This is a genomic window from Burkholderia sp. SCN-KJ (genome assembly GCF_024656005.1).
Classification (GTDB): Bacteria; Pseudomonadota; Gammaproteobacteria; order Burkholderiales; family Burkholderiaceae; genus Burkholderia.
The window spans coordinates 360,507-383,623 of record NZ_JANKOG010000003.1 but is presented as its reverse complement, the minus strand read 5'-3'; the positions used below and the strand labels follow the sequence as shown (position 1 = coordinate 383,623).

Genomic DNA, 23,117 nt, shown 5'->3' with positions numbered 1-23,117 from the left:
CGGGGCGCGGCGCGCCAATGCGTGCCCGTTGCGTCCCGACCTGAGCACGAAACGCGCGGAGAGCTTCGACGTGGTGCGTTTTCCGTTCCGATCGACCGGCAGGCTGCCGGGTCGCGCCGCAACGCTCGCGGTTGCCGTGACCGCGATCGCGCTGGCGTTCGTGCGTCCCGCGTTCGCCGACGCGGGCGACGCCGCGCCCGTCACGCTCGTCAGCGACGTCCATGTATTCGTGATCCAGCACGACGGCTCGCTCGACGAGGACGACGATTCGACACTGCGCGCGAACGATGCGAACGGGATCGATGCGATCGCGCAGCGTTACGTGTGGTTCGACAAGAACCTCGAGAAGGTCGACCTGGTCGCGGCCGAGACGATCGATCGCGACGGTGTCGCGCATCCGGTCGGTCCGGAAGGCATCCGCGATGTGCAGGAGCCGCGCTCGGCCGGCGCGCCGACGTTCCAGGACGGGCTGCTGCGCACCGTCGTGTTTCCCGGCGTCGAAGCCGGATCGAGCACGCGCATCGCGTTCCGCAAGTCGCGCACGAAGCCGGTCAACGCAGGTTACTTCGGCTACTACGTCGAACCGTCGCGCGAGCCGGTGGAGAACCAGCGGCTGATCTTCGACGTGCCGGCCGACATGCCGCTGCATGCGGACGCACGCGGTTACGTCGCGCTGCCGCCGGTGACCGCGAACGGCCGCACGCGCTACGCATTCGAATACCGGCACGGTACGTACGACCGGATCGAGAGCGGCTCGGTCGGCTATCCGACCTACGGCGACCGGCTCGTGGTGTCCACGCTGCCCGACTACGCGGCGTTCGCCGCGCGCTACCGCAACGCGGCCGTCGACCCGGGCGCGAACGATCCGGCCGTCGTGCAACTGGCGCGCGCGCTCACCGCCGGCACCGCCGATCCGCGCGATCGCGCGCGCGTCCTGTACGACTGGGTGCAGGCGAACGTGCGTTACGTCGCGCTCTTTCTCGGCGAGACGGCCGCCGCGCCGCACCGCGTGACCGACATCCTGCGCAACCGCTACGGCGACTGCAAGGACCACGTCGCGCTGTTCGGCGCGTTGCTCGCGGCGGCCGGCATCCGCAGCGAAGCGGTGCTGATCAATCTCGGCTCCGTGTACACGCTGCCGTCGGTGCCCGGTTACGGCGGCGGCGCGATCAATCACGCGATCACGTGGCTGCCCGATCTCGGCGTCTACGCGGACACCACGACGGCCGGCATCGCGTTCGGCTACCTGCCGCCGATCGTGATGGACCGGCCGGCGCTGCTCGTCGACACCGGCGTGCTGTCGCGCACGCCGGCCACGCAGCCGAAGCACCGCGCCGCGCGCGTGGAGATCGATGCCGCGCAACCGGGCGCCGCGCGGTTTCATGCGCGCGTCGAGGACGACGGCTGGACCGCGGAACTCGAACGCACGCTGTTTCGCCGGGCGGCGCCCGACCGCATCCGGCAACTCGCGAACGAACGCCTGCGGCAAAGCGGGCTGCGCGGCCGCGCGCAGATCGCGACGAGCGATCGCCGTGCGACGGACGGGCCGTTCGACGTCACGTATGCCGGCACGCTCGATCACTTCGTGTGGCCGGACGGCACGACCGCCGTGCCCGCGCTGTCGAGCCTCACGGGCGGCATCGCGACGCAGGTCGAGGGCTGGCTGGCCGAGCCCGTGCGCACGCAGCCGTGGGCATGCATCGGCGGCACGTTCGACGAGACCGGCCAGGTCGCGCTGCCGGCCGACGTCGCGGTGACCGACCTGCCGGCCGATACGGCCGTGCACGACCGTTTCGTCGAGTTCACGTCGCATTACGTATTCGATGCGGCTGCGCACGTCGTGCAGGTCACGCGGAGGATGAAGGCCGAATTCGGCCGCCAGGTCTGCACGCCCGACGAGTTCACGGCACTGCGCGCGTCGCTCGAACGCATCGAACGCGACACGCAGGCGCAGATCGTCGTGCGGGCCAGGCAACGTTGAAGGTCGGGCGCGGCGCACGCGGCGCCCGGTGCAATCGCGCGTGCGGCCGAAGCCGGCCGGCGCGCAGGAGACGAACATGACGGAACGGGAACACGAGATCGCCGACCTGTCGAAGGAATTGCTGGGCCGGATCGTGCAGGGTGCGGTGACGAACGGCGCGCCGGTGGATGCGCAACAGTGCGCGGCGCTGGCCGTGAAGTGCGCGACGGCGCTGATCGACGAACTCGACGCGCGCAGCGGCTGAGCAGGATCGTCACGCGCGGCGACCGATCGTGCGATGCCGGGGCGACCCGGCAGGCGTTCGCTGCGCCGTGCGTTGCGCGTGACGCGTTACACGTCACGCATCGGCGTGCGTGTCGCCTTCGGCACGCACCGCGCCCGGCGGCCGGCCGACCACGCGCTTGAACGCGCGGCTGAACGCGGCGAGCGACCCGTAGCCGAGCCGGTACGCCACCGCTTCGATCGTCTCGCCCTCGCGGGCGATCCACTGCGCGGCGAGCCGCATCCGCAACTCGGTCAGGTAACGCACCGGCGTCATCCCGGTGGCCGCGAGAAAGCGCTCGGCGAATACCGAGCGCGACACGCCCGCTTCGGCGGCCAGTTCCGCGACGCTCCAGTTGCGCCCCGGATCGCGATGCAGCGCGACGATCGCGCGGCCGAGCTTCGGCTCGCGCAACGCCTGCACCCAGCCGGTCGCGTCGCCGCATCCGCACTCGACCCAGCCGCGCACGATGAACGCGGCGACCACGTCCGCGAGCCGCGCGAGGATGCCCGCGAAACCCGCGCGCTCGGCGCACGATTCGCGCTCCATCGCGTCGAGCATCGGGCGGATTTCCGGGTAACGCGCGAGCAGCGTGCCGACGTGCATGAATGCCGGCATCGTCCCGACGAGCGGCTGCATGCCGCCGAGATCGAGCTCCATGCACGCGCTGAAGATCAGCGCATCGCCGGCGGCCGGCTCCGTCGCGGCGCAGGTCGTCGCGCCCACCGACGCGACCGTGTCGCAGATCTTCGCGGCCGCGAAGCCGCCGATCTCGCGGCACGGCGCGTCCGGATCGGACACCAGCGCATGCGTGCGGCCGTGCGGCAGCAGGATCGCGTCGCCGGCCTCGAGCCGCACCGTCGTGCCGTCCGCGTCGCGCAGCAGCACGGGCCCGCGCCCGACGAAATGGAACTGCGCGCGGCCCGGCGCATGGCCGAAGCTCAGCCCGAACGGCCGCGGCACCTGGATCCGGCGGTACTGCACGCCGCTCAGGCGCATCCCCAGCAGCAACTCGCTGACGAGGTCGTGTACGTCGGGCACGGGGGGAAGCAAGGGCTCGGACATCGCGAGATTCGGACGATCGATCAACAAGAACGGATTGTATGTCATAGACCGTCCTGCCGCTGTTCCTTACGATACGCCCTCATCAGTACTTTCCCTAACCGACACGGAACCCCGCATGAATCCCGGAATCTCCTCGGCCGCTTCGACGGCGGCCCCCCGTGAACCGGCCTGGGGCGCGGTATTCGCGATGACGCTCGGCGTGTTCGGCCTCGTCACCGCCGAATTCCTGCCCGCGAGCCTGCTCACGCCGATGGCCGACAGCCTCGGCGTGACCGAAGGCGTGGCCGGCCAGGCCGTCACGGCCACCGCGACGGTCGCGCTCGTCACGAGCCTGCTGATCTCGGCTCTGACGCGCACGATCGACCGCCGGCGCGTGCTGCTCGCGTTCTCGGTGCTGCTCGTCGCGTCCAATCTCGCGGTCGCGTTCGCGCCCGACCTGACGACGCTGCTGATCGGCCGTGTCGTGCTCGGCGTCGCGCTCGGCGGTTTCTGGACGATGGCGACGGCCACCGCGATGCGGCTCGTGCCGACCGCGATGGTGCCGCGTGCGCTGTCGATCATCTTCAGCGGCGTGGCGGTCGCGACGATCGCGTCCGCGCCGATGGGCAGTTATTTCGGGCACCTGATCGGCTGGCGCAACGTGTTCCTGATCGCGGCCGGGCTCGGCGCGCTCGCGTTCGTGTCGCAGGTCATGACGCTGCCGTCGATGCCGCCGAGCGGCACCACGCGGCTGCGCACGCTCGTCGACGTGCTGCGCCGGCCGACCGTCGGCCTCGGGATGTTCGCGACGATCCTCGTGTTCACCGGGCATTTCGCGTTCTTCACGTATCTGCGGCCGTTCCTCGAACAGGTCGCGGGCGTCGGCGTGAACGGGCTGTCGGCGATCCTGCTCGGCTACGGGATCGCGAACTTCGTCGGCACGTCGCTCGCCGGGCGCGTGCTTGAGCACCGGCTGCGGCCGATGCTGATCGGGATGCCCGCGCTGATGGTCGTACTCGGCATCGCGCTCGTCGCGCTCGGCCGCGCGCCGATGATCGACGCGGTGCTCGTCGCGTTGTGGGGGATGGCGTTCGGCGGCGTGCCGGTCGCCTGGTCGACGTGGGTCACGCGCACCGTGCCCGACGAAGCCGAGAGCGCGGGCGGGCTGATCGTCGCGGCGATCCAGCTCGCGATCGCGACGGGCGCGGCGGCCGGCGGCGTCGTGTTCGACGCGAACGGCGCGGGCGGCGTGTTCCTGGGCGCGGCCGCGGTGCTGGCCGTGGCGGTCGCGACGATCGTGACCGGCGTGCCGAAGCGGGTCGGCGTGGCGCCGGCACTGGCCGACTGACGGATTGCGGCACGCCGATGCGCGCGATCGCGCATCGGCAAGTGGCGCGGCGAGGTCGCGCCAGTTGCGCACTAGCCGGCCCGAGTTATGCGGCGTGGCGTTGCCGAGTCGGGGGCGTCTGGCGGATAGCGGGACAGGACGCCTCCTGGGCGGTGAGCGCCGCCGGCATGGCGGCACGACACCCGAAGCGTGCTTTCGGCATCTGCTCGCCGTCGACGAAACCGCCGGAAACCTGCGCACTGCGGCTCGCGACCGTCATCGACGGCGCGCTCAGCAGCGGGCAGGCACTGCATGCGCACGGGCCCGTGCGCTTCCTGCAGGAATGCGCGCAACTGCTGATGCCGAAGAAGGGCCGGAAGTGAATGACGTGACGCGCCGCTTCAGCCGCGCGTAGCCGTGTCCTCCGACAGCGCGCGCAACTGGCCGCGCAACACATCGACTGCTTCCGGCGCGAACGGCCGTTCGATCTCGGTATGCGTTTGCTGCCAGAGCGGAAACGCTTCGGCCAGCAGTTGATGACCGGCCGGCGTGAGTTCGAGCAGGCGGCTGCGCTTGTCGTCCGGATCCACCGTGATCGTGAGCAGCCCGCGCCGCTCGAGCGGCTTGAGCGCGGCGGTCAGCGTGGTGCGATCCATCGCGAGCAATGACGCGACCGATTTCATCGCGGCCGGCTGCGGCCGGTTCAGCGACATCAACAGCGAGAACTGGCCGTTGGTGAGATCCAGCGGGCGCAGCACATCGTCGAAGATGCGCGCGAGATTGCGCGCCGCGCGCTGCATGTGCAGGCACAGGCAGCAATCGCGCACCATCAGCGTCGTTTCGAAAGGGAGCTTTTCTTTGCGTGCCATGTTGCAATTATGTTGATATCAACCTACTGTGTCAAGGGCGAGGCGCGGCAGCCCGCCGTGCCCGCCATCGGACGGAGGAAGCATGAGTGCTCAACAGCAGTTGTATCTCGCGGTATTCCTCGGCAGCAAGGATAGCCCGGGCATGAAGGCGTGGATGGCGTTGCCGGAGGACGAGCGGCGCACGCGGGAGCGCGAAGGGATCGCCGCATGGCATGCGTGGGTCGAGCGGCATCGCGACGCGATCGTCGAGCCCGGCGGGCCGCTCGGCAAGACCAAGACGATCGGCAAGGGCGGCGTGACGGACACCGCCAATGCGATGAGCGGCTTCACCGTCGTGCGTGCCGCATCGCACGACGCGGCCGCCGCGCTGTTCGAGGGCCATCCGCATTTCACGCTGTTCCCGGGCGATGCGATCGACGTGATGCCGGTGCTCCCGGTGCCCGGCATGTGAACGGCGACAGGCGCTGCATGCGCGGGCGAAGCGGCCGAAGTGATCGAAGCGTTCGAAGTATTCACATCATTCGAAGCATTCGAAGCATTCGAAGCATTCGAAGCACTCGAAGCACTCGAAGCGGCCGATTGGCCGTCGCCTGCGCGCGGCGATTTTTCCCGACATTATCGATGGAGACATTGCGATGAAGCTTTACGGATTCGCCGGCACGCGCACGCAACGCGCGCTCTGGGGGCTCAAGGAACTGGACGCGGATTTCGAGTTCGTGTCGGTCAACCTGCTAAAAGGCGAGCACAAGCGGCCCGAATTCCTGCACCTCAATCCGGCCGGCAAGGTGCCCGTGCTGGTGGACGGCGACCTCGTGATTCCCGAGTCGGCCGCGATCGTGCTGTATCTCGCGGACAAGTACCCGGAGAAGGCGCTGCTGCCCGTCGATCTCGCTTTGCGCGCGCAGGCCTATCGATGGGTCATGTTCGCGGTGACGGAGCTTGAACAGCCGCTGTGGCGGATTACGCGCCATTCGTTCCTCTATCCGCCGGAAAAGCGCTCGCCGGCCGATATCGAGCTGGCACGCGAGGATTTCGCGACGATGGCCGCGATCCTCGACAAGCATCTCGAAGGGCGCGAATTCATCGTCGGCGACACGCTGACGGTGGCCGATTGCGTGACGGTCTACCTGATCGACTGGGCGAGCGAATGCCACCTGATCGAACCGTTCCCGCAATTGCGTGCGTATCTCGCGCGGCTTTATGCGCGGCCGAAGGCGCCGCAACGGATCGCGGACGCACGCAAGGCGGCGTGAAGCGGCGGTCGGTCATGTCGACGGGCGTGATCGACCGCGGCCGCGCGATCTCGCGGGCTTGCGGTTACGACACCGCGTCAGGCGCACCCAGCGCGCGACACAGCACCGACAAGTCGCGAACGGTCAGATGCGGCGACGGGGCACGATGCGCAGCGTGCTCCGCTTGCGACCCCGCGTCACGTACGACCCACGCCGCCTGAAGCCCCGCATTCAACGCGCCGACGATATCGAGGTGAAAGTCGTCGCCAACGTGCAGCAGTTCCGCCGCCGGCACGCCGAGCGTCGCGGCGGCCGCATGGAAGATTTCCGGCTCGGGCTTCGCGAACCCGAACGCACGCGCGCTGAGCGTTTCACGGAAGAACTCGCCGCCGCCGGTCAGTTGAAGGTCCGCATTGCCGTTCGTCACCGCGATCAGCGGAAACCGCGCGCTCAACCACGCGAGCGCCGGCAATGCATCGTCGAAGAACTCGACCTGGTTTCGCGCCGAATAGAACACGTCGTAGGCGCGGTCGGTCAGTGAGACGTCTTCGTTCGCGCGCTCGAGCGCCAGCCGGATCGATCCGATGCGCAACGCGCGATAGTCGCCGACGAGATCCGGCCGCGAGCGTTCGTATTCATCGCGCAGTTGGGCCAGCGTCTGCGACGTCGGCAGCACGCTCGCGGTATCGGGTGCGTGCGCGATCAGCCACGCATGCAGCGACGCCTCGGCCCGTGCGACGGAAGGGCCGAACGGCCATAGCGTGTCGTCGAGATCGAACGAGATGGCGGAAACTTTGGATAGACGCATGGCAATGGAAGATATCACGCCGTTGCCGTTCACCACGGCCACGGGATCGAGCGTCCCGTGCCGCGCTCGACGGCCTGCCGATACAGGAAGCGCGCCACGGTCAGGTCCTGCAGCGCGAGCCCCGTCATGTCGAATACGGTGATCTCGCCCGGCGAGCGATCGACCGGCACGGTCCCGGCGAGCACGTCGCCGATTTCGGTGCGCGGCAGATCGGGCGCCCATTGGCACTCGCCGATGCCGCGCGCCTGCTCGTGATCGTCCACGAAAATGCGCGCGCGCTGCAGCACGCCTTCGGGAAGCTCGCGCTTGCCCGCGGTGTCCGCGCCGACGCAGGTCAGGTGGGTGCCGGGCCGAACTGCGTCCGCATCGAACAGCGGGCCGCCGCCCGGCGTGGCCGTGATGACCACGTCGCTGTCGGCCACCGCATCGTTCCGGTTTCGTGCGACGCGGATGTCGCAGCGTTCGCGGAATGCCGATTCGAACACCGCGTCCGCTTCGCCGCGCGCGTTCACGTACTGCACCGCGCACCGTTGCGGCAGCAGCCTGAGCGCATGGTCGAGCTGGACGCGCGCCTGCACGCCGGTGCCGAACACGCAGAGGCGCGTACTGTCGCGGCGGGCCAGCGCTTGCAGGCCCAGGCCGCCGGCCGCGCCGGTGCGGGCGGTGGTGATCGCGTTGCCGTCCATGATGCAGAGCGGGCGGCCGGTGGCCGGATCGAACAGCGCGATCGTCGCCTGGTGCGGCTCGCCGCCCAGGCTGCGATTGCCGGGCCAGAATCCGGCCGCCTTGAAGCCGAGCAGATCCTGGCTCGCGACGTCGCCCGACTTGATGCCGAACACGCCGCCGGTATGCAGCTTCTCGCGCACGACCGGGAACACGCGCCCTGCGCGTTGGCTGTGCAGCACGAAGGCTTCGCGGACCGCCGCCATTACGTGTTCGGTTTGAAGGGCCGGTTCGACGACATCCCGGTCGAGAAGAAGGAGGTGGGCGTCTGTCGGCATGGTGGGGAGCCTGTGCAGGTGCAATGTGAATCGCGGCTTTATAGTTTGTATAGATTTGGACAAATAGTCAATGTCGGGAGGGAGGGCGGGCGCGCGGCGGCCGATTGCGTCGCCGGACATCGGCGTATCACCCCGACGAATCGACCGCCGCACCGCGATGCCTGGTGCTTACCACCCATAGAAGCGCGGCCAGTTCCGCACGGTGCCGTCGTCGCCCACCGCGTGGTATTCCGGATGTTGCGCGCCGGTCGCGCATGCGTGGTTCGGCAGGATCCGCAAACGGGTCCCGATCGGAAACCGCTTCGCGATATCCGTGTCCGGCGTCCCGATGCGGGACACGATGCCGTGCTCCTGATTGGCGGCGCTCATCACGTACTCGCCGAGCACGTCACCGTCTTCGCTACACACCTGCCCGTAGCCGAAATCCCGCGCCTGCCGCTGCGTGCCGCGATCGCGGCTCATCGCCATCCAGCCCGCGTCGACGATGGCCCAGCCTTTTTCTTCCTGGTGCCCGATGACGGTGGTCAGCACCGACAGCGCGATGTCGGACAGCGCGCACACGCCGACGTTGTGCATCACGAGGTCGAACAGCACGTACACGCCCGCGCGGACTTCGGTCACGCCGTCGAGGCGCTCCGCGGACAGCGCCGTCGGCGTCGAACCGATGCTGACGACCGGGCAGGGCAGCCCGGCGGCCCTGAGGCGCTCCGCGGCGAGCACGGTCCGGCTGCGCTCCTGTTCGGCGATCGCGACCAGCGCGTCGCGGGTGTCGTATTCGTAACTGGAGCCGGCATGCGCGAGCACGCCGCCGAGCGTCATGCCGCCGTCGACCAGCGCGCGGCCGACGTCGATCAGCAGGTCGTCGTCGGGGGCGATCCCCGAGCGATGGCCGTCGACGTCGACCTCGATCCAGACTTCGAAGCGCTCGCCGTGCTCGCGCCCGAACGCTGCGATCGCATTCGCGGCCTGCAGGCTGTCGGCGACGATCTTCAGGTCGCAGCCCTGCCGGCGCAACGCGAGCGCCTGGCCGAGCTTCGCGGGAATCATGCCGACCGCGTAGACGATGTCGCGCACGCCGCCCGCGAAGAACTGCTCGGCTTCTTTCAGCGTCGACACCGTGATGCCTCGCGCGCCGGCCGCGACCTGCGCGTCGACGACGTGCTGGCACTTGGTGGTCTTCACGTGCGGCCGGAACCGGACGCCGAGCGCGTCCAGATGCGCCTGCATGCGCGCGATGTTGTCATGCATGCGGCCGACGTCGATCAATGCGGCGGGGGTGTTGAGAAGGAGGGGAATGCCCATGATGCGTTGCCTCGGTGGATTGCCGACAGCGAACACAGTAGGGCGTTTGGCGCGCAGCGTGTTTAACGCGTGCCAAATCGAGCATTAAGCAGCATTTAATCGTGGGACCGCGCTCATGCCTTGCCGCGCCACGGCGGCGGAGCGAGGAATTGCGTCGTGGCTTCGAGGAAAACCCGCTGCCGCGCGGAGCGGCCGGTGCGCGACGGCAGCAGCGCGGTCACGGGCGCGGGCGGCAGATGCCAGTCGGGCAGCAGCCTGACCAGCTTGCCGTTCGCCAGCAGCGGCGCGACGTCCCACTCGGAGCGCTCGACGATGCCGAGCCCGGCCAGTGCCCAGTCGGTGATGACGGTGCCGTCGTTCGACGACAGCGCGCCCGTGACGCGAATCACCGCCGATCGTCTGGATTCGCCCTTGCCGTCGCCGGCTTGCGAGAAGCGCCAGCGCGGCACGTCCTCGTCGTTCTCGCGCAGGCACAGGCAGTCGTAGCGCGCGAGGTCGGACGGATGGTCCAGTTGCTTGATGCGCCGCGCGTAACCGGGGCTCGCGCACAGGAAGCGCTCGTTGGGCGCGAGCGGATAGCCGATCCACGACGACGACTTCAGGCTGCCGACATGGATGACCACGTCGGCCCCCGACGCGCTGGTCAGCGGACTCTCCGACAGGTGCAGCGAGATTTCGAGCTTCGGATGCGCGCGTTGCACGTCGCGCACGATCCGCGCGACGTACTTGCGTCCGAAGCCGAACGGCGCGACGACGCGCAGCGTGCCCTGCACGTCGCCGTGATCGCCCGCGATGTTGTTCGGCAGCGCGTCCACGCGCTCGAGAATCTCCACGGCTTCCCGATAAAGCCGCTGACCTTCGTCGGTCAGCTCGATCCCCTTCGGCTGCCGCACGGCGAGCCGGACGTCCAGCCTCGCCTCCATCCGCTGCAGGCGGATCGTGACCGCGGGCGGGGTGAGGTCGAGCAGGCGCGCGGCGGATGCCAATGAACGCGACGCGCCGATCGCGCGCACGAGGCGAAGGTCGTCGAGGTCGAGCATTTCGTGTCCTTTAATGCTGGCGTTGCCGGGCATTAAACATCACATTGCATGAAGCATGTAGCGCTACGCCGACGCGGTCCCCATGCGTTTCACGTCACACGCCCGAATTCGCGCGATTTCCGGGTGAAGGCGGTACGCCGCCGCAAGCCGCGCTGACGCGCCGCAACATCGCGGCCGACCCCCGGCCGACCCCCGATAGCCGGCAGTCCGATGCAATCCGGCGCCGCGCAAAACCCGCGCGCCGTTGTGTTCTGTCCCCCAACTTCTGCCCGGTTCGCCCGCCACAGGGCAAAATACGGGTTTTCCGCACCCGAGAGGGCGCGCCCGAATCGCGCGCCCGGCGGCGGCAGTGCGCAATCGCACGCCGCCGCCGGGCGCCCAGGCAAGCTGCTCGCCGTGTCGCGAGCCCACAGGAGTCCAGACCCCATGCCCGAAACCCACCTGTCCTTCTTCGGCCGGCTGTCGCTGGCCGTCGGCACGTTCTTCTCCGTGATCGGCAACCGCGAGTTCGCGGCCGGCGTGCTGCGCGTGCGCGACGGCGCGCCGGCGCCGGTTGCGCCGGCACCCGCGGCAGCCCCGGCGCCCGCGCCCGTGAAGGCGCCGGCCCCAGAGCTGCGCGAAGCGAGCCCGCAAGCCGCGCTGCAACTGCTCGGCCTGCTGCAGCGCGATGCGCGCTTCATCGACTTCGTCGAGGAAGACATCGCAGGCTATGCGGACGCCGACATCGGCGCCGCCGCCCGCCTCGTGCACGACGGCTGCCGCGCCGCGCTGCGCGAGCATTTCACGATCGTGCCGGTGCGCGACGAAGCCGAAGGCAGCCGCGTGACGCTGCCGGCCGGCTTCGACGCGACGGCCGTGCGCGTGACGGGCAACGTGGTCGGCGCCGCGCCGTTCACGGGCACGGTCAGCCACCGCGGCTGGCGCGTGGCCGACGTGCGCCTGCCGAAGCTGACCGGCAGCCACGACGCCTCGGTGGTCGCACCGGCGGAGGTGGAACTGTGAACGATCCGCGCTATTCGATCGGTATCGACCTCGGTACGACCCACTGCGCGCTGTCGTACGTCGACAGCGCCGCGAGCGACGGCGAAACGATCACGCAGCAGGTGCTGCCGATCGCGCAGCTGACCGCGCCCGGCGCGCTGGAGTCGCGCGACCTGCTGCCGTCGTTCCTCTATCTTCCGCATGAAAGCGAGCTGACGCAGGGCGACCTGACGCTGCCGTGGACGGCCTCGCGCGGCTTCGCGGTCGGCGAAATGGCACGCACCCGCGGCGCGGGCACGCCGATCCGCCTCGTGTCGAGCGCGAAGAGCTGGCTGTGCCACCCGGGCGTCGATCGCCGCGCGGCGATCCTGCCGAGCGATGCGCCGCCGGAAGTGGCGCGCGTGTCGCCGCTGGAAAGCTCGATCCGCTACCTGACGCACCTGCGCGAAGCGTGGGACCACGCGCATCCCGACGCGCCGTTCGCCGACCAGGACGTGACGGTCACGATCCCCGCGTCGTTCGACCCGGCCGCGCGCGAACTGACGGCGGAAGCCGCGCGTGCCGCCGGCTATTCGCGCATGACGCTGCTGGAAGAGCCGCAGGCAGCGCTCTACAGCTGGATCCAGAAGAGCGAAGGCGGCTGGCGCAAGCAGGTGCAGGTCGGCGACCTGATCCTGTGCGTGGACGTCGGCGGCGGCACGACCGACCTGTCGCTGATCGCGGTGGTCGAGCGCGACGGCAATCTCGAACTGCATCGCGTGGCGGTCGGCGAGCACATCCTGCTCGGTGGCGACAACATGGACCTCGCGCTCGCGCACGTGGTCGCACGCAAGCTCGCGCAGCAGGGCACGCAGGCCGATCCGTGGCAACTGCGCGCGCTGACCTACGCGTGCCGTTCGGCGAAGGAAACGCTGCTGTCCGACCCGACGACCGACGCGGTGCCGCTCGTCGTGCCGAGCCGCGGCTCGAAGCTGATCGGCGGCTCGATCCGCACGGAACTGACGCGCGCCGAACTCACGCAGACGATCCTCGAAGGCTTCTTCCCGCAAGTCGATGCGGCGGCGCGCCCAGTGAGTCGCGCGCGCGTCGGCCTGACGCAGCTCGGCCTGCCGTATGCGCAGGACGCGGGCATCACGCGCCATCTCGCGGCGTTCCTCGGCCGCCAGGTCGCGGCGCTCGACGCGCTCGAAGGCGTGCAGCGCACGCTGCCGCAAGGCGCGACGTTCCTGCATCCGACCGCGGTGTTGTTCAACGGCGGCGTGTTCAAGTCGACGCTGCTCACGCAGCGCGTGCTCGATACGCTCAACGGCTGGCTCGCCGCCGAAGGCGCACCGGCCGCGCGCCTGCTCGAGGGCGCGGACCTCGATCTGGCGGTCGCGCGCGGCGCGGCTTATTACGGCTACGTGAAGCGCGGCCGCGGCGTGCGCATTCGCGGCGGCACGGCACGTGCGTACTACGTCGCGATCGAGTCGGCGATGCCCGCGGTGCCGGGGCTGGAGCCGCCGGTGCAGGCGCTGTGCGTCGCGCCGTTCGGGATGGAGGAAGGCTCGGATGCGGCGTTGCCGCCGCAGGAGTTCGGCCTCGTCGTCGGCGAGCCGGTGCAGTTCCGCTTCTTCGGGTCGTCGGTGCGGCGCCAGGACCAGGTCGGCACGCTGCTCGACTACTGGTCGCCTGAAGAGCTGCAGGAACTCGAGGAAATCCAGGCCACGCTGCCCGCCGAAGGGCGCACGGTCGGCGAGGTCGTGCCGGTGAAGCTGCATGCGCGCGTGACCGAAGCCGGCACGCTCGAGCTCGAGGCGATCCCGAGCGGCACGAACGAGCGCTGGAAGGTCGAGTTCGACGTGCGCGGCGCCGCCTGAGCGCGATGAAGCGCTATACGGTCGGCATCGACCTCGGCACGAGCAACACGGTCGTCGCATACGTCGAGGCCGGCTCCGACGCGATCCGCGTGTTCGACGTCGAGCAACTGGTCGGCCCCGGCGCGGTGGCCGCGCAGCCGCTGCTGCCGTCGGTGCGCTATCACCCGGCGGCGGGCGAGTTGCCGCCGGACGCGCTGCGGTTGCCGTGGACGGCCGATTCGAAGGCGGGTGCGAAGGCTGATCCGAAGGCCAACGCGAATGCGGCCGGTGCACCGCCGGCCGTGATCGGCCGCTATGCGCGCACGCTCGGCGCGCAGGTGCCGGGGCGGCTCGTCACCAGCGCGAAAAGCTGGCTGTCGCACGCATCGGTCGACCGGCTCGCGGCGATCCTGCCGTGGGGCGCGGCCGACGGCGTCGACAAGGTATCGCCGGTCGACGCGAGCGCGAGCTATCTCGCGCACGTGCGGGCTGCGTGGGATGCGCGCTTTCCCGATGCGCCGCTCGCGAAGCAGGACGTCATTCTGACGGTGCCGGCGTCGTTCGACGACGGCGCCCGCGCGTTGACGGTCGAGGCGGCCAAACGCGCGAGACTGCCGGCGCTGCGCTTGCTGGAAGAACCGCAGGCCGCGTTCTACGACTGGTTGTACGGCCAGCGCACGACGTTGCGCGACACCTTCGCCGCGGCACGGCGCGTGCTGATCTGCGACGTCGGCGGCGGCACGACCGACCTCACGCTGGTCGACGTCGCGCCGGGCGACGACGGCGAACCGGCCTTCACGCGCGTCGGCGTCGGCAATCACCTGATGCTCGGCGGCGACAACATGGACCTCGCGCTCGCGCGCCTGGTCGAGACGCGGCTGACCGAGCCTGGCACGCGGCTGTCGGCCGCGAGCCTGTCGCAGCTCGTCGAACGCTGTCGCGCGGCGAAGGAGCGGCTGCTCGGCGACGACGCGCCGGCCTCCGTCACCGTGACGCTGCTCGGCGCGGGCAGCAAGCTCGTCGGCGGCGCGCGCTCGGCCGAGCTGACGCGGCAGGAAGTCGAGCAGATCGTCGTCGACGGCTTCTTTCCGCAGGTCGAGGCCGGCGAGCTGCCGCGCCGCGCGCGGGCCGCGATCGTCGAATTCGGCTTGCCGTATGCGAGCGACCCGGCCGTCACGCGCCACGTCGCCGCGTTCCTGAATCGTCATGCGGAAGGCCCGCTGCCCGACACGCTGCTGCTCAACGGCGGCGTGTTCCGCGCGGGGGCGCTGGCCGGCCGTCTCGCGCAGACGCTCGGCGCGTGGCGCGGCGCGCCGCTCGACGTGCTGCACAACGCGCATCCGGACGTGGCGGTCGCGCGCGGCGCGGTCGCCTATGGCCTGGCGCGGGCGGGGCATGCGCCGCGCATCGGCGGCGGTTCCGCGCGCAGTTATTTCCTCGTGCTCGACGATGGCGAGGGCGCCACGGCGGCGCGCGGTGTCTGCCTGCTGCCGCGCGGTGCCGAGGAAGGTCGCGAGATCCGGCTCGAGGAACGCACGTTCGCGCTGCAGCTCGGGCAGCCGGTGCGTTTCCACCTCGTGTCGACGGTCGCCGACACCGCGTACCAGCCGGGCGATCTGGTCGAGCTGGACGGCGGCGACTTCGTGCGGCTGCCGCCGATCGCGACGGTCGTCGACGCGAAGGCCGGTAGCGATGTGCGCGAAACGCCGGTGAAACTCACCGCGTCGCTGACCGAGGTCGGCACGCTCGAAATGCACTGCATCGCGACCGACGATGCAGCGCGCCGCTGGCGGCTCGAATTCCAGTTGCGCGGCGATGCGCCCGCGCAAGGCGACGATGCCGCGTTCGCGCGCCATCCGCGCGTCGATCACGCGATCGAGCTGATCGACCGCTCGTTCGGCAGCAAGGCCGCGGACGTCACGCCGAAGGACACGCGACGGTTGCGCGCGCAACTTGAACAGGTGCTCGGCCCGCGCGACGAGTGGGATGTCGCGCTCGCGCGCGAGCTGTTCGACGCGTTGCTTGCGCGCGCGCGTCGCCGGCGGCGCTCGGCCGATCACGAACGCGCGTGGCTGAACCTCGCCGGCTATTGCCTGCGCCCGGGCTTCGGCCATCCGCTCGATGCGTGGCGCATCGAGCAGCTGTGGCCGCTGTTCGACGACGGGATCCAGTACGTGAACGACGCACAGGTGTGGTCCGAGTGGTGGACGTTGTGGCGGCGCGTGGCCGGCGGCCTCGACGACGACGCGCAGACGCAGGTGCGCGATGCGATCGCGTTCCTCGAACCGTCCGACGACAAGCGCCGCAAGCTGCCGTTCGACCCGGCCAAGGTCGGCCCGGCCGACATGACGCGTTTGTCCGCGTCGCTCGAACGATTGCCGGTCGAGCGCAAGGTGGAACTGGCCGAGCGGTTGATCGTGCAATTGCAGAAGCCGGCCGAGCGCACGCTGTGCGCGTGGGCGCTCGGGCGGATCGGTGCGCGCCGGCCGTTCTACGGCAGCGCGCACAGTGTCGTGCCGGCCGACGTCGCGAACCGCTGGCTCGATGCGCTGTTCGCGCTGGACTGGAAGCAGGTCGAACCCGCGGCGTTCGCGGTCGCGCAGATCGCGCGGATGACAGGCGACCGCGAACGCGATTTGCCGGATGAAACGCGTGAGGCGGTGATCAAGCGCCTGTCTTCCGCGAATGTGTCGGCCGCGTGGATCGACATGGTGCGCGAGGCGATTGCGTTCGACGAAGCCGACACCGCACGTGTGTTCGGCGAAACGCTGCCGGCCGGGTTGAAGCTGCTGGCGGGGTGATGAACGGGCGGGACGATGCTTCGATCTGGTTCGCAGATCGAAGCATCGTCTGGCGGCGCTATCGGGCTATTCGCGCAGGATGTCCGCTCAGGCGTGTGGCACGGGTTCGCGTTGCCGCGCCGCCGATTCCATTTCCTTCACGTCATGTGCTGCGGCCCGCCGCGCGAGATGAATCCCCGCGAGCATGCAGCGCACCGAGCCGCCGGCCAGCTCGATCGTCGGCACGTCGAGCGGCAGCAGCCGCGCGGAGCGTTCGATCGTCGCGCGCTGGCCGCCGGTGAGACAGTCGAACGCGCGCCGCGACAGCGCGAGCACGCGCCCGTCCTTGCCCGACAGCTCCAGCGTATTGCCCGCGAAATTCGTGATCTGCGCACGATCGAGCGCGATCACGGTGCGGCCCGTTTCGGTCAGGCGTTGCGCGATTTCGTCGCGGCGCCGGCGGTCGGCGATCAGGTCGAGGCCGATCATCGCGAACTCGGTGGCGACGCTCATCATCACGTTCGTGTGATAGATCGGGTTGCCGTTCGCATCGGCCGTATCGAAGCAGATCGGCTCGAAGTTGAAGTGCGTGCAGAAGCGCTCGAGCGCGACCGGATCGGCGCGGCGCGAACGCGCGGTGTACGCGATCCGCGCGACGTGGTCGAGCACCATCGCGCCGGTGCCTTCCAGGAACACGTCGTCGTATTCGAGCCCCGAGTAGTCGATCACGTCCTGCACGCGGTATTCCGCTTTCAGCATCTCGACGATGTCCGCGCGCCGCTCGCGGCGGCGGTTCGGGCTATGCATCGGAAACAACGCGATATGCCCGCCCGAATGGGTCGAGAACCAGTTGTTCGGGAACACGGAGTCGGGCGTGTCACGCTCGCCGTGGTCGTCGAACACGTGCACGCGCACGCCGGCGTCCGTGAGCGTCCGCGCGGCTGCCGTCACTTCGTCGCGCGCGGCGGCCGACACCGACAGCGCGTCGTGCGCGCCGCCGACGGCCGTGCGCTGGAACGCGTTGTCGGCCGCGGTCTGCGGATTCGGCAGGAAGCGGTGCGGCCGGATCATCACGACGGCGGCCGGCGCCTGGATCGATACGAGATTCATGAATGTTTGAAGAGACAGGCGGGGAACCGGGCGGCGCGCACGCCGCCCGGGATGACGATCAGCGTGCGAACGCGGCGACGGCTTCGGTCACGAACGCCGCATGATCCTGCGCGATCGCGGCCGGATCGTCGATCAGCGCGAACAGGTTCTTCGGATCGACGGCCGGCGGAATCAGCGCGATCTCGACGCCCGCGTTGTGCTGCTGCGCGAGCGCATACAGGTAGCGCAGCGCCGAGTAGTCCTCGAGCGCGAAGCCGACCGAGTCGAACACCGTGACTTCGTCCGCGCGTTCGCGGCCGGTCGTCTCGCCCTGCAGCACGCGCCACAGTTCGGTCACCGGGAAGTCGGCCGGCATCTGCTGGATCTCGCCCTCGATGCGCGACTGCGGCTCGAATTCGACGAACACGTGGCCCGCCTGCAGCACGCCCGCGTCGAGCTCGGTCTTGCCCGGGCAATCGCCGCCGACCGCGTTCAGGTGCATGCCGGGCTCGATCATGTCGGCCGTGACGATCGTCGCATACGCCTTGTCGGCGGTGACGGTCGTCACGATGTCGGCGCCACGCACAGCGTCGGCGGTCGACGCGGCGCGCACGACGCGCAATTCAGGGTAAGCGGCGAGGTTCTTCACGAGCTTGTCGGTCGCGAGCGGATCGACGTCGAACACGCGGATTTCCTCGATGCCGAGCAGCGTATGGAATGCGATCGCCTGGAATTCGCTCTGCGCGCCGTTGCCGATCAGCGCCATCGTGCGCGCGTCGGGGCGGGCGAGCGCCTGCGCGGCCAGCACCGACGTCGCGGCGGTGCGCAACGCGGTGGTCAGCGTGAGTTCGGCGAGCAGCAGCGGGTAGCCGGTGTCGACTTCGGCGAGCGCGCCGAACGCCATCACGGTGTGCATCCCGCGCGCGGCGTTGACGGGGTGGCCGTTCACGTACTTGAACGCGAACAGCGACGCGTTCGCGACGGGCATCAGCTCTATCACGCCGTCGCGCGAGTGGCAGGCGACGCGCGGCGACTTGTCGAAGTCGGCCCAGTGCAGGTAATCGGCGCGCAGCGTGTCGACGAGCGCGCGCAGGAACGGCGTGACGCCGGTCTGGGCGATCAGTCGGGCGGTGGCGGGAACGTCGAGGAAGCGGGTCATCGGTCTGTCTCCATTTTGTTGCCCGGACGCGTGTCCAGGCGTTCTGGTCGACCGGGGCGGGCGTGTCGGCCCGGGCCCCGGCTCCATCAAAAGCGGCGTCGCGGCCCATGCGGCCGGTCGATGGACTCATTATTTCCGTGAGTCGAGCCAACAAAAAGACGGCAAAAATGGCAGATTTCTCGATAGACTTGGCAGATTGCTGGCCGGATACGGCAGTTTGTTCAAATCATGCTGGTCGAAATGCGTGCCGTCCGGCACGCTGGCGGCCGTGTCACGTTCAACAGGAAGGTTCGTTCATGATTACGCTCGACGACGTCGACCGGCAGCTCATCGCGCTGCTGCGCGACAACGCGCGGATGCCCGTCGTCGCCCTTGCGAAGGCGTTGCGCGTCGCGCGCGCGACCGTGCAGAACCGGCTGACGCGGCTGGAGAAGAACGGCGTGATCGTCGGCTATACGGTGCGGCTCAAGCCGGCCGCCGAGCGGCACCGGATCCGCGCGCTGATGTCGATCGCGGTGCAGGGCAATCGCGGCGCGGAAGTGGTGAAGGTGCTGCGCGGGCATCCGAACGTCGCGTCGATCCACAGTACCAACGGGCGCTGGGATCTGGTCGCCGAGCTGCACGCCGATTCGCTCGAGCATTTCGATCGCGTGCTCGGCGCGATCCGGTTGATCGACGGGATCGCGAATACGGAGACGAGCATTCTGTTGTCGACGCACAAGGCGTGACGCGCGGCCGCGCGCGTCGGCCGGCGTGTCAGTTGCCCGCTGCGGGTTCGGGAAACACCGGTTCGCCCAGCGTCAGCATCAGCCGGTTCGCCCACGCGAAGATCGCGACGGCGTGCGACAGGTCGAGAATTTCTTCGTGGGTGAGCCCTTCGGCTTCGAGCGCGGCGATGTCGCGTTCGTCCACCGTGTCGGGCCGTTCGGTCAGCGCGACCGCATAGCGGATGATCGCGCGTTCGCGCGCGGTCGTGCCGGCTGTCGACGGATCGTCGAACACCTGATCGATCGCATCGGTGCGTTTCGCGAGCTGCGCGAAGCGCTGCGCATGCACCGATGCGCAATACACGCAGCCGTTCACGCGCGACACGGCCGTGCTTGCCAGCTCGCGTTCCGCGCGCGACAGTCCGCCGGGACCGTACATGATCGCGTTGAACACGCCGGAACGCTGCCTCAGGATGTCGGGCAGGTGGACGAGCAGCAGGTAGTAGTCCGACGTTTTTGCTTGCGGATGGCTCGCTTCGAGCACCGCGAGCTGGTCGGCCGTGGCGCGCTCGAGCGGCACCGTGTCGAGCCATGCACGCCAGCCGAGCGTGGCGGACGTGAAACCGTGCGTGGCCGTGGTCATGCGGCCTCCCCGGCGGCACGCGCCTGCAACGCTTCCGCCGCCGCCGCGACACGCAGCTGATACGAGACGAAGGCGATGAGCTGCGACAGCGCGACGATCGCGGGTGTCGTGAACCCGGCCGACTTCAGTGCGTCGAGATCGGACGGGCGTGCGTCGGCGGGCGAGCGCGTCAGGCGCCGCGCATGCGCGAGGAGCGCGCCGAGGCGCGTGGGCAGTGCGTCGAACGCATCGGCGTCCGCGCGGGCGATGTCGTCGGGCGTGCCGCCTGCATCGATCAGTCGTGTTCGGTAGACCGCGGCCAGTGCGTGCGCATTCGAGCGCTGCGCGACATAGCGTGCCGCATGCAATCGTTCGATCAACGAAAGATCGGGCAGCGCGGTGTCGAACAGCGCGGCTTCGCTGAGCCGCGTATGGAGCAGCACCTTGTCGCGTGCGCGACGCAGCGCGGCCACGGCATCGCCTTCGCGCAGGCCGGCGACGGCGTCGATCGTATCCGGCGCGGCGGCCGGCGGGATGGGTTCGGTCATCGTGATGGATTCCAGTCGTCGTGAGTAGCGTGGATCGTGGCGGCGCTCATGCGTCGGCGTCGCGCCATTCGTCGCCCTGCAGCTCCGCGGTCGCGAACGCGACGAGCGCGTCGTAGTGGCGGTCGCGATCGGCGTCGAACAGCCGGCTCGCGATGCCGCGTGCGAGCCGCTCGGCACCCGCGCTGATCGCGGGGATGTCGCCCGACAGCTTGCCGTGGCTCAGGCTCGCCGCATGGTTGAAGCAATGGATGCGCGTGACGGCCGGGCAGGCGCCGCGTTCGCGTTCCTGGAACGCGAACGCGGGGCCGAGATCGGGCGACTCGGCGAGCTCGTCGAGCCATGTGCCCGGTTCCGGTTGATAGCGATCCTTCCAGCGCCGCACATGCGGCCCGAACGACGCGAATTCCGCGCGTGTCGTCCAGTCGGAATGAAAGCCCGTCGCGAAGATCAGGAAGTCGACCGTGTAGCGGCCGCGCGGCGTGACGACGTCGAGGCCGTCCGCGTGTTCGACCAGCGTTTCGATCGGGCTGGCTGCATGGAAGTGTGCGTGAGCATGCCGCGACACGCGCAGCACGCTGTCGCGCGGCGGCGGTGTCTGCGACGTCAGCGCGTAGTGCATGAAGCGCCACTTCGCCGCGTCGTCGAGATCGGCGTAACCGTGCACGAGACCCGGGCTGCCGATGCCCGTCAGCTTGTTGATGCGCGGAATGTCCGCGCGACGGAAGAACAGGTCGACGCGCGCGGCGCCCGCTTCGAGCGCGGTGCCCGCATTGTCGAACGCGGACGCGCCCGCGCCGACCACGCCGACGCGCTTGCCGGCGAGCGAAGCGAAATCGATCGGCTCGGACGAATGGGCCCAACGCGAGCGCAGCGCGCGTTGCGCGACGGGCGGCACGTACGGGCCGCCGAGCCCGTCGCGGCCGGTCGCCAGCACGACATGTCGCGCGAGCACGGTCTGCGCGTGGCCGGTCGCGCGCAGGTCGAGCGCAAGCAGGCCGTCGTCGCGCGGCCGCAGTGCCACGAGCGCGGTGTCGTTGCGCACCGGCAGGTCGAGCACGCGGCGATACCAGCGCAGGTATTCCATCCATTGCGTGCGCGGAATCTTGTAGAGCGCGTCCCACGCGTCGCGGCCGTATCGTGCTTCGAACCACGCGCGGAACGTCAGCGCGGGCAGGCCGAGCGCGGGGCCGGTGAGCTGCTTCGGCGAGCGCAGCGTCTCCATCCGCGCGAACGTGATCCACGGGCCTTCGTAGCCGGCCGGTGCGCGGTCGATCACGCACTGGTTGTCGATGCCGAGCAGGCGCAGTTCGGCGGATGCCGCGAGCCCCGCCATTCCGCCGCCGACGATCGCGACGTCGAGCACGCGCGTGCCGTCGACGTCGCGCGGCGGCACCCACGACGGCGCGGGCAGGTCGAGCCAGCGCAGGTCCTGGGCGAGGCGGGCTTCGAGTGCGTCGAGCGTGTCGGGTGCGTCGGGTGCGTCGGGTGTGTCGGGCGTCGCCGTCATGCGGCCTCCGGGCGGGTACCGCGTGTGCGTGCGGTTCGTGTGGCGCGTGCCGCGCGAGGCGGGCGATCGATGCGCAACCGGTCGCCTCGCAACAACGCGTCGTGCACGGATGCATCGTGAAAGGTCACGTCGTCGAGCAGCGCGCGCGTCGTGTGCTGCAGCGCGTCGAGCAGCGCCTCGACGGCCGCCGTGCGCGTCTTGCCGGCGGGCGTCGCGACACCGAACGCGAACGGGATGTCGACATCGAGCGGTCGTGCGACGACGCCGTCCACCGGCAGTGCCACACCGGTCGCCGGGTCGACGATGCCGATCCCGACGCCCGCGCGCGCGGCCATCACCGCGTTCAGCGATGCATTGGTTTCGATGAACACGTGCGCGTCGACACGTGCGGCCGCGAATGCCGCATCGATCCGCTGGCGCAGCCGGTGCCGGTTCGCGACCGTCACGATGCGGCGGCCCGCGAGATTGCGCAGCGCGATGCGCGGCTTGCCCGCGAGCGGATCGTCGGCCGGCAGCACGGCGACGCAGGGCGTTTGCGCGATCCAGTGCACGTCGAGTCCCGCATGCGCCATCGGCAGCGTGACGACGCCGATATCGGCCGTGCCGGCGAGTACTTCGTGCACGACGTGTTCGGCCGACTCGCTGCGCAACTGGTAGTGCGGCGCGTGCGCGCCGTCGGGCAGCGCGGCGAGCGCGGCCGGCACGAGCGTGGCCGCGAGTGAAGGCGTGGCCGCGATGCGCACGGGTTCGGCGGTTTCGTCGCCGAGTGCGCGCGCCCGCGCTTCGATCGCGCGCAGGCCGACGAGCGAGCGTTCGACTTCCTCGTAGAGCAGGAATGCACGGCGCGTCGGCGTGACGCGCGGGCCGTGCCGGTCGAACAGCGCATAGCCGAGATCGGCTTCGAGCTCCTGGATCTGCCGCGTGACGGCCGGCTGCGAGCGGCCGAGCAGCTCGCCCGCGCCGGTCACGCTGCCGGCCGACATGACCGCGGAAAAGGCTTCGAGTTGATGCAACTCCATG

General features: G+C 69.8%; 22 protein-coding genes. 10 read left to right on the top strand and 12 right to left on the bottom strand.

Translation table 11 applies throughout. The features are described 5' to 3' along the window. Positions 1 to 70 precede the first annotated feature (70 nt). A complete protein-coding gene (locus NQV17_RS07585; RefSeq protein ID WP_257771235.1) occupies positions 71 to 1,981 on the top strand; it encodes a DUF3857 and transglutaminase domain-containing protein in 1,911 nt (636 codons plus the stop codon). A 76-nt stretch (positions 1,982 to 2,057) separates the two neighbouring features. Then, positions 2,058 to 2,225 (top strand): hypothetical protein, encoded by a 168-nt coding sequence (locus NQV17_RS07580; protein ID WP_185500345.1) that lies wholly within the window; start codon positions 2,058 to 2,060, stop codon positions 2,223 to 2,225. Positions 2,226 to 2,318: 93 nt separating this feature from the next. Here NQV17_RS07580 and NQV17_RS07575 read toward each other — a convergent pair whose 3' ends face one another. Further along, positions 2,319 to 3,353: an AraC family transcriptional regulator gene (locus NQV17_RS07575; protein ID WP_257771008.1), complete on the bottom strand. Its 1,035-nt coding sequence runs from the start codon at positions 3,351 to 3,353 to the stop codon at positions 2,319 to 2,321. A gap of 70 nt (positions 3,354 to 3,423) precedes the next feature. On the opposite strand from NQV17_RS07575, the gene NQV17_RS07570 reads away from it, so the two are divergent. Both NQV17_RS07570 and NQV17_RS07565 read left to right on the top strand, forming a co-directional pair. Beyond that, complete coding sequence (locus NQV17_RS07570; RefSeq protein WP_257771006.1) at positions 3,424 to 4,635, top strand: MFS transporter; 1,212 nt, start codon at positions 3,424 to 3,426, stop codon at positions 4,633 to 4,635. 167 nt (positions 4,636 to 4,802) lie between these two features. After that, positions 4,803 to 4,997, top strand: coding sequence for a hypothetical protein (locus NQV17_RS07565; protein WP_257771004.1), 195 nt, complete (start codon positions 4,803 to 4,805; stop codon positions 4,995 to 4,997). Between the two features lie 18 nt (positions 4,998 to 5,015). Here the strand turns inward: NQV17_RS07565 and NQV17_RS07560 are convergent, their stop codons facing one another. Then, a complete protein-coding gene (locus NQV17_RS07560; RefSeq protein ID WP_257771002.1) occupies positions 5,016 to 5,483 on the bottom strand; it encodes a MarR family winged helix-turn-helix transcriptional regulator in 468 nt (155 codons plus the stop codon). A gap of 82 nt (positions 5,484 to 5,565) precedes the next feature. Here NQV17_RS07560 and NQV17_RS07555 point away from each other — a divergent pair, with 82 nt between their 5' ends. Next, a complete protein-coding gene (locus NQV17_RS07555) occupies positions 5,566 to 5,934 on the top strand; it encodes a hypothetical protein (RefSeq protein WP_124487701.1) in 369 nt (122 codons plus the stop codon). Between the two features lie 184 nt (positions 5,935 to 6,118). Next, positions 6,119 to 6,736, top strand: coding sequence for a glutathione S-transferase family protein (locus NQV17_RS07550; protein WP_257771001.1), 618 nt, complete (start codon positions 6,119 to 6,121; stop codon positions 6,734 to 6,736). Positions 6,737 to 6,800: 64 nt separating this feature from the next. Here NQV17_RS07550 and NQV17_RS07545 read toward each other — a convergent pair whose 3' ends face one another. The 4 genes from NQV17_RS07545 to NQV17_RS07530 form a co-directional block, all read right to left on the bottom strand. Continuing rightward, complete coding sequence (locus NQV17_RS07545) at positions 6,801 to 7,523, bottom strand: HAD family hydrolase (protein ID WP_257771233.1); 723 nt, start codon at positions 7,521 to 7,523, stop codon at positions 6,801 to 6,803. Between the two features lie 29 nt (positions 7,524 to 7,552). Further along, complete coding sequence (locus tag NQV17_RS07540; protein WP_257771231.1) at positions 7,553 to 8,524, bottom strand: ornithine cyclodeaminase family protein; 972 nt, start codon at positions 8,522 to 8,524, stop codon at positions 7,553 to 7,555. 168 nt (positions 8,525 to 8,692) lie between these two features. Next, complete coding sequence (locus NQV17_RS07535) at positions 8,693 to 9,826, bottom strand: DSD1 family PLP-dependent enzyme (RefSeq protein ID WP_257771000.1); 1,134 nt, start codon at positions 9,824 to 9,826, stop codon at positions 8,693 to 8,695. 113 nt (positions 9,827 to 9,939) lie between these two features. Further along, positions 9,940 to 10,866 (bottom strand): LysR family transcriptional regulator, encoded by a 927-nt coding sequence (locus NQV17_RS07530; RefSeq protein WP_257770998.1) that lies wholly within the window; start codon positions 10,864 to 10,866, stop codon positions 9,940 to 9,942. A 426-nt stretch (positions 10,867 to 11,292) separates the two neighbouring features. On the opposite strand from NQV17_RS07530, the gene NQV17_RS07525 reads away from it, so the two are divergent. The 3 genes from NQV17_RS07525 to NQV17_RS07515 are packed head-to-tail and all read left to right on the top strand — an operon-like array spanning position 11,293 to position 16,486. After that, a complete protein-coding gene (locus NQV17_RS07525; RefSeq protein WP_257770996.1) occupies positions 11,293 to 11,868 on the top strand; it encodes a DUF2760 domain-containing protein in 576 nt (191 codons plus the stop codon). Then, on the top strand, positions 11,865 to 13,706 hold the full coding sequence (locus tag NQV17_RS07520; RefSeq protein WP_257770994.1) for an Hsp70 family protein: 1,842 nt from the start codon (positions 11,865 to 11,867) through the stop codon (positions 13,704 to 13,706). The genes NQV17_RS07525 and NQV17_RS07520 overlap by 4 nt, the downstream gene beginning before the upstream one ends. Before the next feature lie 5 nt (positions 13,707 to 13,711). Continuing rightward, on the top strand, positions 13,712 to 16,486 hold the full coding sequence (locus NQV17_RS07515) for an Hsp70 family protein (protein ID WP_257770992.1): 2,775 nt from the start codon (positions 13,712 to 13,714) through the stop codon (positions 16,484 to 16,486). Positions 16,487 to 16,573: 87 nt separating this feature from the next. Here NQV17_RS07515 and ctlX read toward each other — a convergent pair whose 3' ends face one another. Both ctlX and NQV17_RS07505 read right to left on the bottom strand, forming a co-directional pair. Then, on the bottom strand, positions 16,574 to 17,575 hold the full coding sequence (gene ctlX / locus NQV17_RS07510) for a citrulline utilization hydrolase CtlX (RefSeq protein WP_257770990.1): 1,002 nt from the start codon (positions 17,573 to 17,575) through the stop codon (positions 16,574 to 16,576). Between the two features lie 58 nt (positions 17,576 to 17,633). Then, positions 17,634 to 18,713 (bottom strand): ornithine cyclodeaminase, encoded by a 1,080-nt coding sequence (locus NQV17_RS07505; protein ID WP_257770988.1) that lies wholly within the window; start codon positions 18,711 to 18,713, stop codon positions 17,634 to 17,636. Between the two features lie 296 nt (positions 18,714 to 19,009). Between NQV17_RS07505 and NQV17_RS07500 the strand changes: the two genes are divergently transcribed. Then, complete coding sequence (locus NQV17_RS07500) at positions 19,010 to 19,441, top strand: Lrp/AsnC family transcriptional regulator (protein WP_044845386.1); 432 nt, start codon at positions 19,010 to 19,012, stop codon at positions 19,439 to 19,441. A 28-nt stretch (positions 19,442 to 19,469) separates the two neighbouring features. Here the strand turns inward: NQV17_RS07500 and NQV17_RS07495 are convergent, their stop codons facing one another. Genes NQV17_RS07495 through NQV17_RS07480 form a run of 4 tightly spaced genes read right to left on the bottom strand, consistent with a single transcriptional unit; the run spans position 19,470 to position 23,116 of the window. Next, positions 19,470 to 20,063 carry a peroxidase-related enzyme gene (locus NQV17_RS07495; protein WP_257770984.1) on the bottom strand — a complete coding sequence of 198 codons (594 nt, stop codon included), beginning with the start codon at positions 20,061 to 20,063 and terminating at the stop codon, positions 19,470 to 19,472. After that, positions 20,060 to 20,590, bottom strand: coding sequence for a CMD domain-containing protein (locus NQV17_RS07490; RefSeq protein WP_257770982.1), 531 nt, complete (start codon positions 20,588 to 20,590; stop codon positions 20,060 to 20,062). Before NQV17_RS07490 ends, NQV17_RS07495 begins: the two co-directional genes overlap by 4 nt. Before the next feature lie 46 nt (positions 20,591 to 20,636). Further along, positions 20,637 to 22,097, bottom strand: coding sequence for an NAD(P)-binding domain-containing protein (locus NQV17_RS07485; RefSeq protein WP_257770980.1), 1,461 nt, complete (start codon positions 22,095 to 22,097; stop codon positions 20,637 to 20,639). Then, positions 22,094 to 23,116: a LysR family transcriptional regulator gene (locus NQV17_RS07480; protein WP_257770978.1), complete on the bottom strand. Its 1,023-nt coding sequence runs from the start codon at positions 23,114 to 23,116 to the stop codon at positions 22,094 to 22,096. The genes NQV17_RS07485 and NQV17_RS07480 overlap by 4 nt, the downstream gene beginning before the upstream one ends. Between the last annotated feature and the right edge of the window lies 1 nt (position 23,117).

Excerpts from the sequence above, each read along its gene's own strand:
- NQV17_RS07535 (WP_257771000.1), bottom strand. The coding sequence starts at position 9,826 with ATGGGCATTCCCCTCCTTCTCAACACCCCCGCCGCATTGATCGACGTC.
- NQV17_RS07485 (WP_257770980.1), bottom strand. The coding sequence starts at position 22,097 with ATGACGGCGACGCCCGACACACCCGACGCACCCGACGCACCCGACACG.
- NQV17_RS07550 (WP_257771001.1), top strand. The coding sequence starts at position 6,119 with ATGAAGCTTTACGGATTCGCCGGCACGCGCACGCAACGCGCGCTCTGG.
- NQV17_RS07580 (WP_185500345.1), top strand. The coding sequence starts at position 2,058 with ATGACGGAACGGGAACACGAGATCGCCGACCTGTCGAAGGAATTGCTG.
- NQV17_RS07515 (WP_257770992.1), top strand. The coding sequence starts at position 13,712 with ATGAAGCGCTATACGGTCGGCATCGACCTCGGCACGAGCAACACGGTC.
- NQV17_RS07490 (WP_257770982.1), bottom strand. The coding sequence starts at position 20,590 with ATGACCGAACCCATCCCGCCGGCCGCCGCGCCGGATACGATCGACGCC.
- NQV17_RS07530 (WP_257770998.1), bottom strand. The coding sequence starts at position 10,866 with ATGCTCGACCTCGACGACCTTCGCCTCGTGCGCGCGATCGGCGCGTCG.
- NQV17_RS07480 (WP_257770978.1), bottom strand. The coding sequence starts at position 23,116 with ATGGAGTTGCATCAACTCGAAGCCTTTTCCGCGGTCATGTCGGCCGGC.
- NQV17_RS07575 (WP_257771008.1), bottom strand. The coding sequence starts at position 3,353 with ATGACATACAATCCGTTCTTGTTGATCGATCGTCCGAATCTCGCGATG.
- NQV17_RS07500 (WP_044845386.1), top strand. The coding sequence starts at position 19,010 with ATGATTACGCTCGACGACGTCGACCGGCAGCTCATCGCGCTGCTGCGC.
- NQV17_RS07495 (WP_257770984.1), bottom strand. The coding sequence starts at position 20,063 with ATGACCACGGCCACGCACGGTTTCACGTCCGCCACGCTCGGCTGGCGT.
- ctlX (WP_257770990.1), bottom strand. The coding sequence starts at position 17,575 with ATGAATCTCGTATCGATCCAGGCGCCGGCCGCCGTCGTGATGATCCGG.
- NQV17_RS07560 (WP_257771002.1), bottom strand. The coding sequence starts at position 5,483 with ATGGCACGCAAAGAAAAGCTCCCTTTCGAAACGACGCTGATGGTGCGC.
- NQV17_RS07570 (WP_257771006.1), top strand. The coding sequence starts at position 3,424 with ATGAATCCCGGAATCTCCTCGGCCGCTTCGACGGCGGCCCCCCGTGAA.
- NQV17_RS07505 (WP_257770988.1), bottom strand. The coding sequence starts at position 18,713 with ATGACCCGCTTCCTCGACGTTCCCGCCACCGCCCGACTGATCGCCCAG.
- NQV17_RS07525 (WP_257770996.1), top strand. The coding sequence starts at position 11,293 with ATGCCCGAAACCCACCTGTCCTTCTTCGGCCGGCTGTCGCTGGCCGTC.
- NQV17_RS07545 (WP_257771233.1), bottom strand. The coding sequence starts at position 7,523 with ATGCGTCTATCCAAAGTTTCCGCCATCTCGTTCGATCTCGACGACACG.
- NQV17_RS07555 (WP_124487701.1), top strand. The coding sequence starts at position 5,566 with ATGAGTGCTCAACAGCAGTTGTATCTCGCGGTATTCCTCGGCAGCAAG.
- NQV17_RS07540 (WP_257771231.1), bottom strand. The coding sequence starts at position 8,524 with ATGCCGACAGACGCCCACCTCCTTCTTCTCGACCGGGATGTCGTCGAA.
- NQV17_RS07565 (WP_257771004.1), top strand. The coding sequence starts at position 4,803 with ATGGCGGCACGACACCCGAAGCGTGCTTTCGGCATCTGCTCGCCGTCG.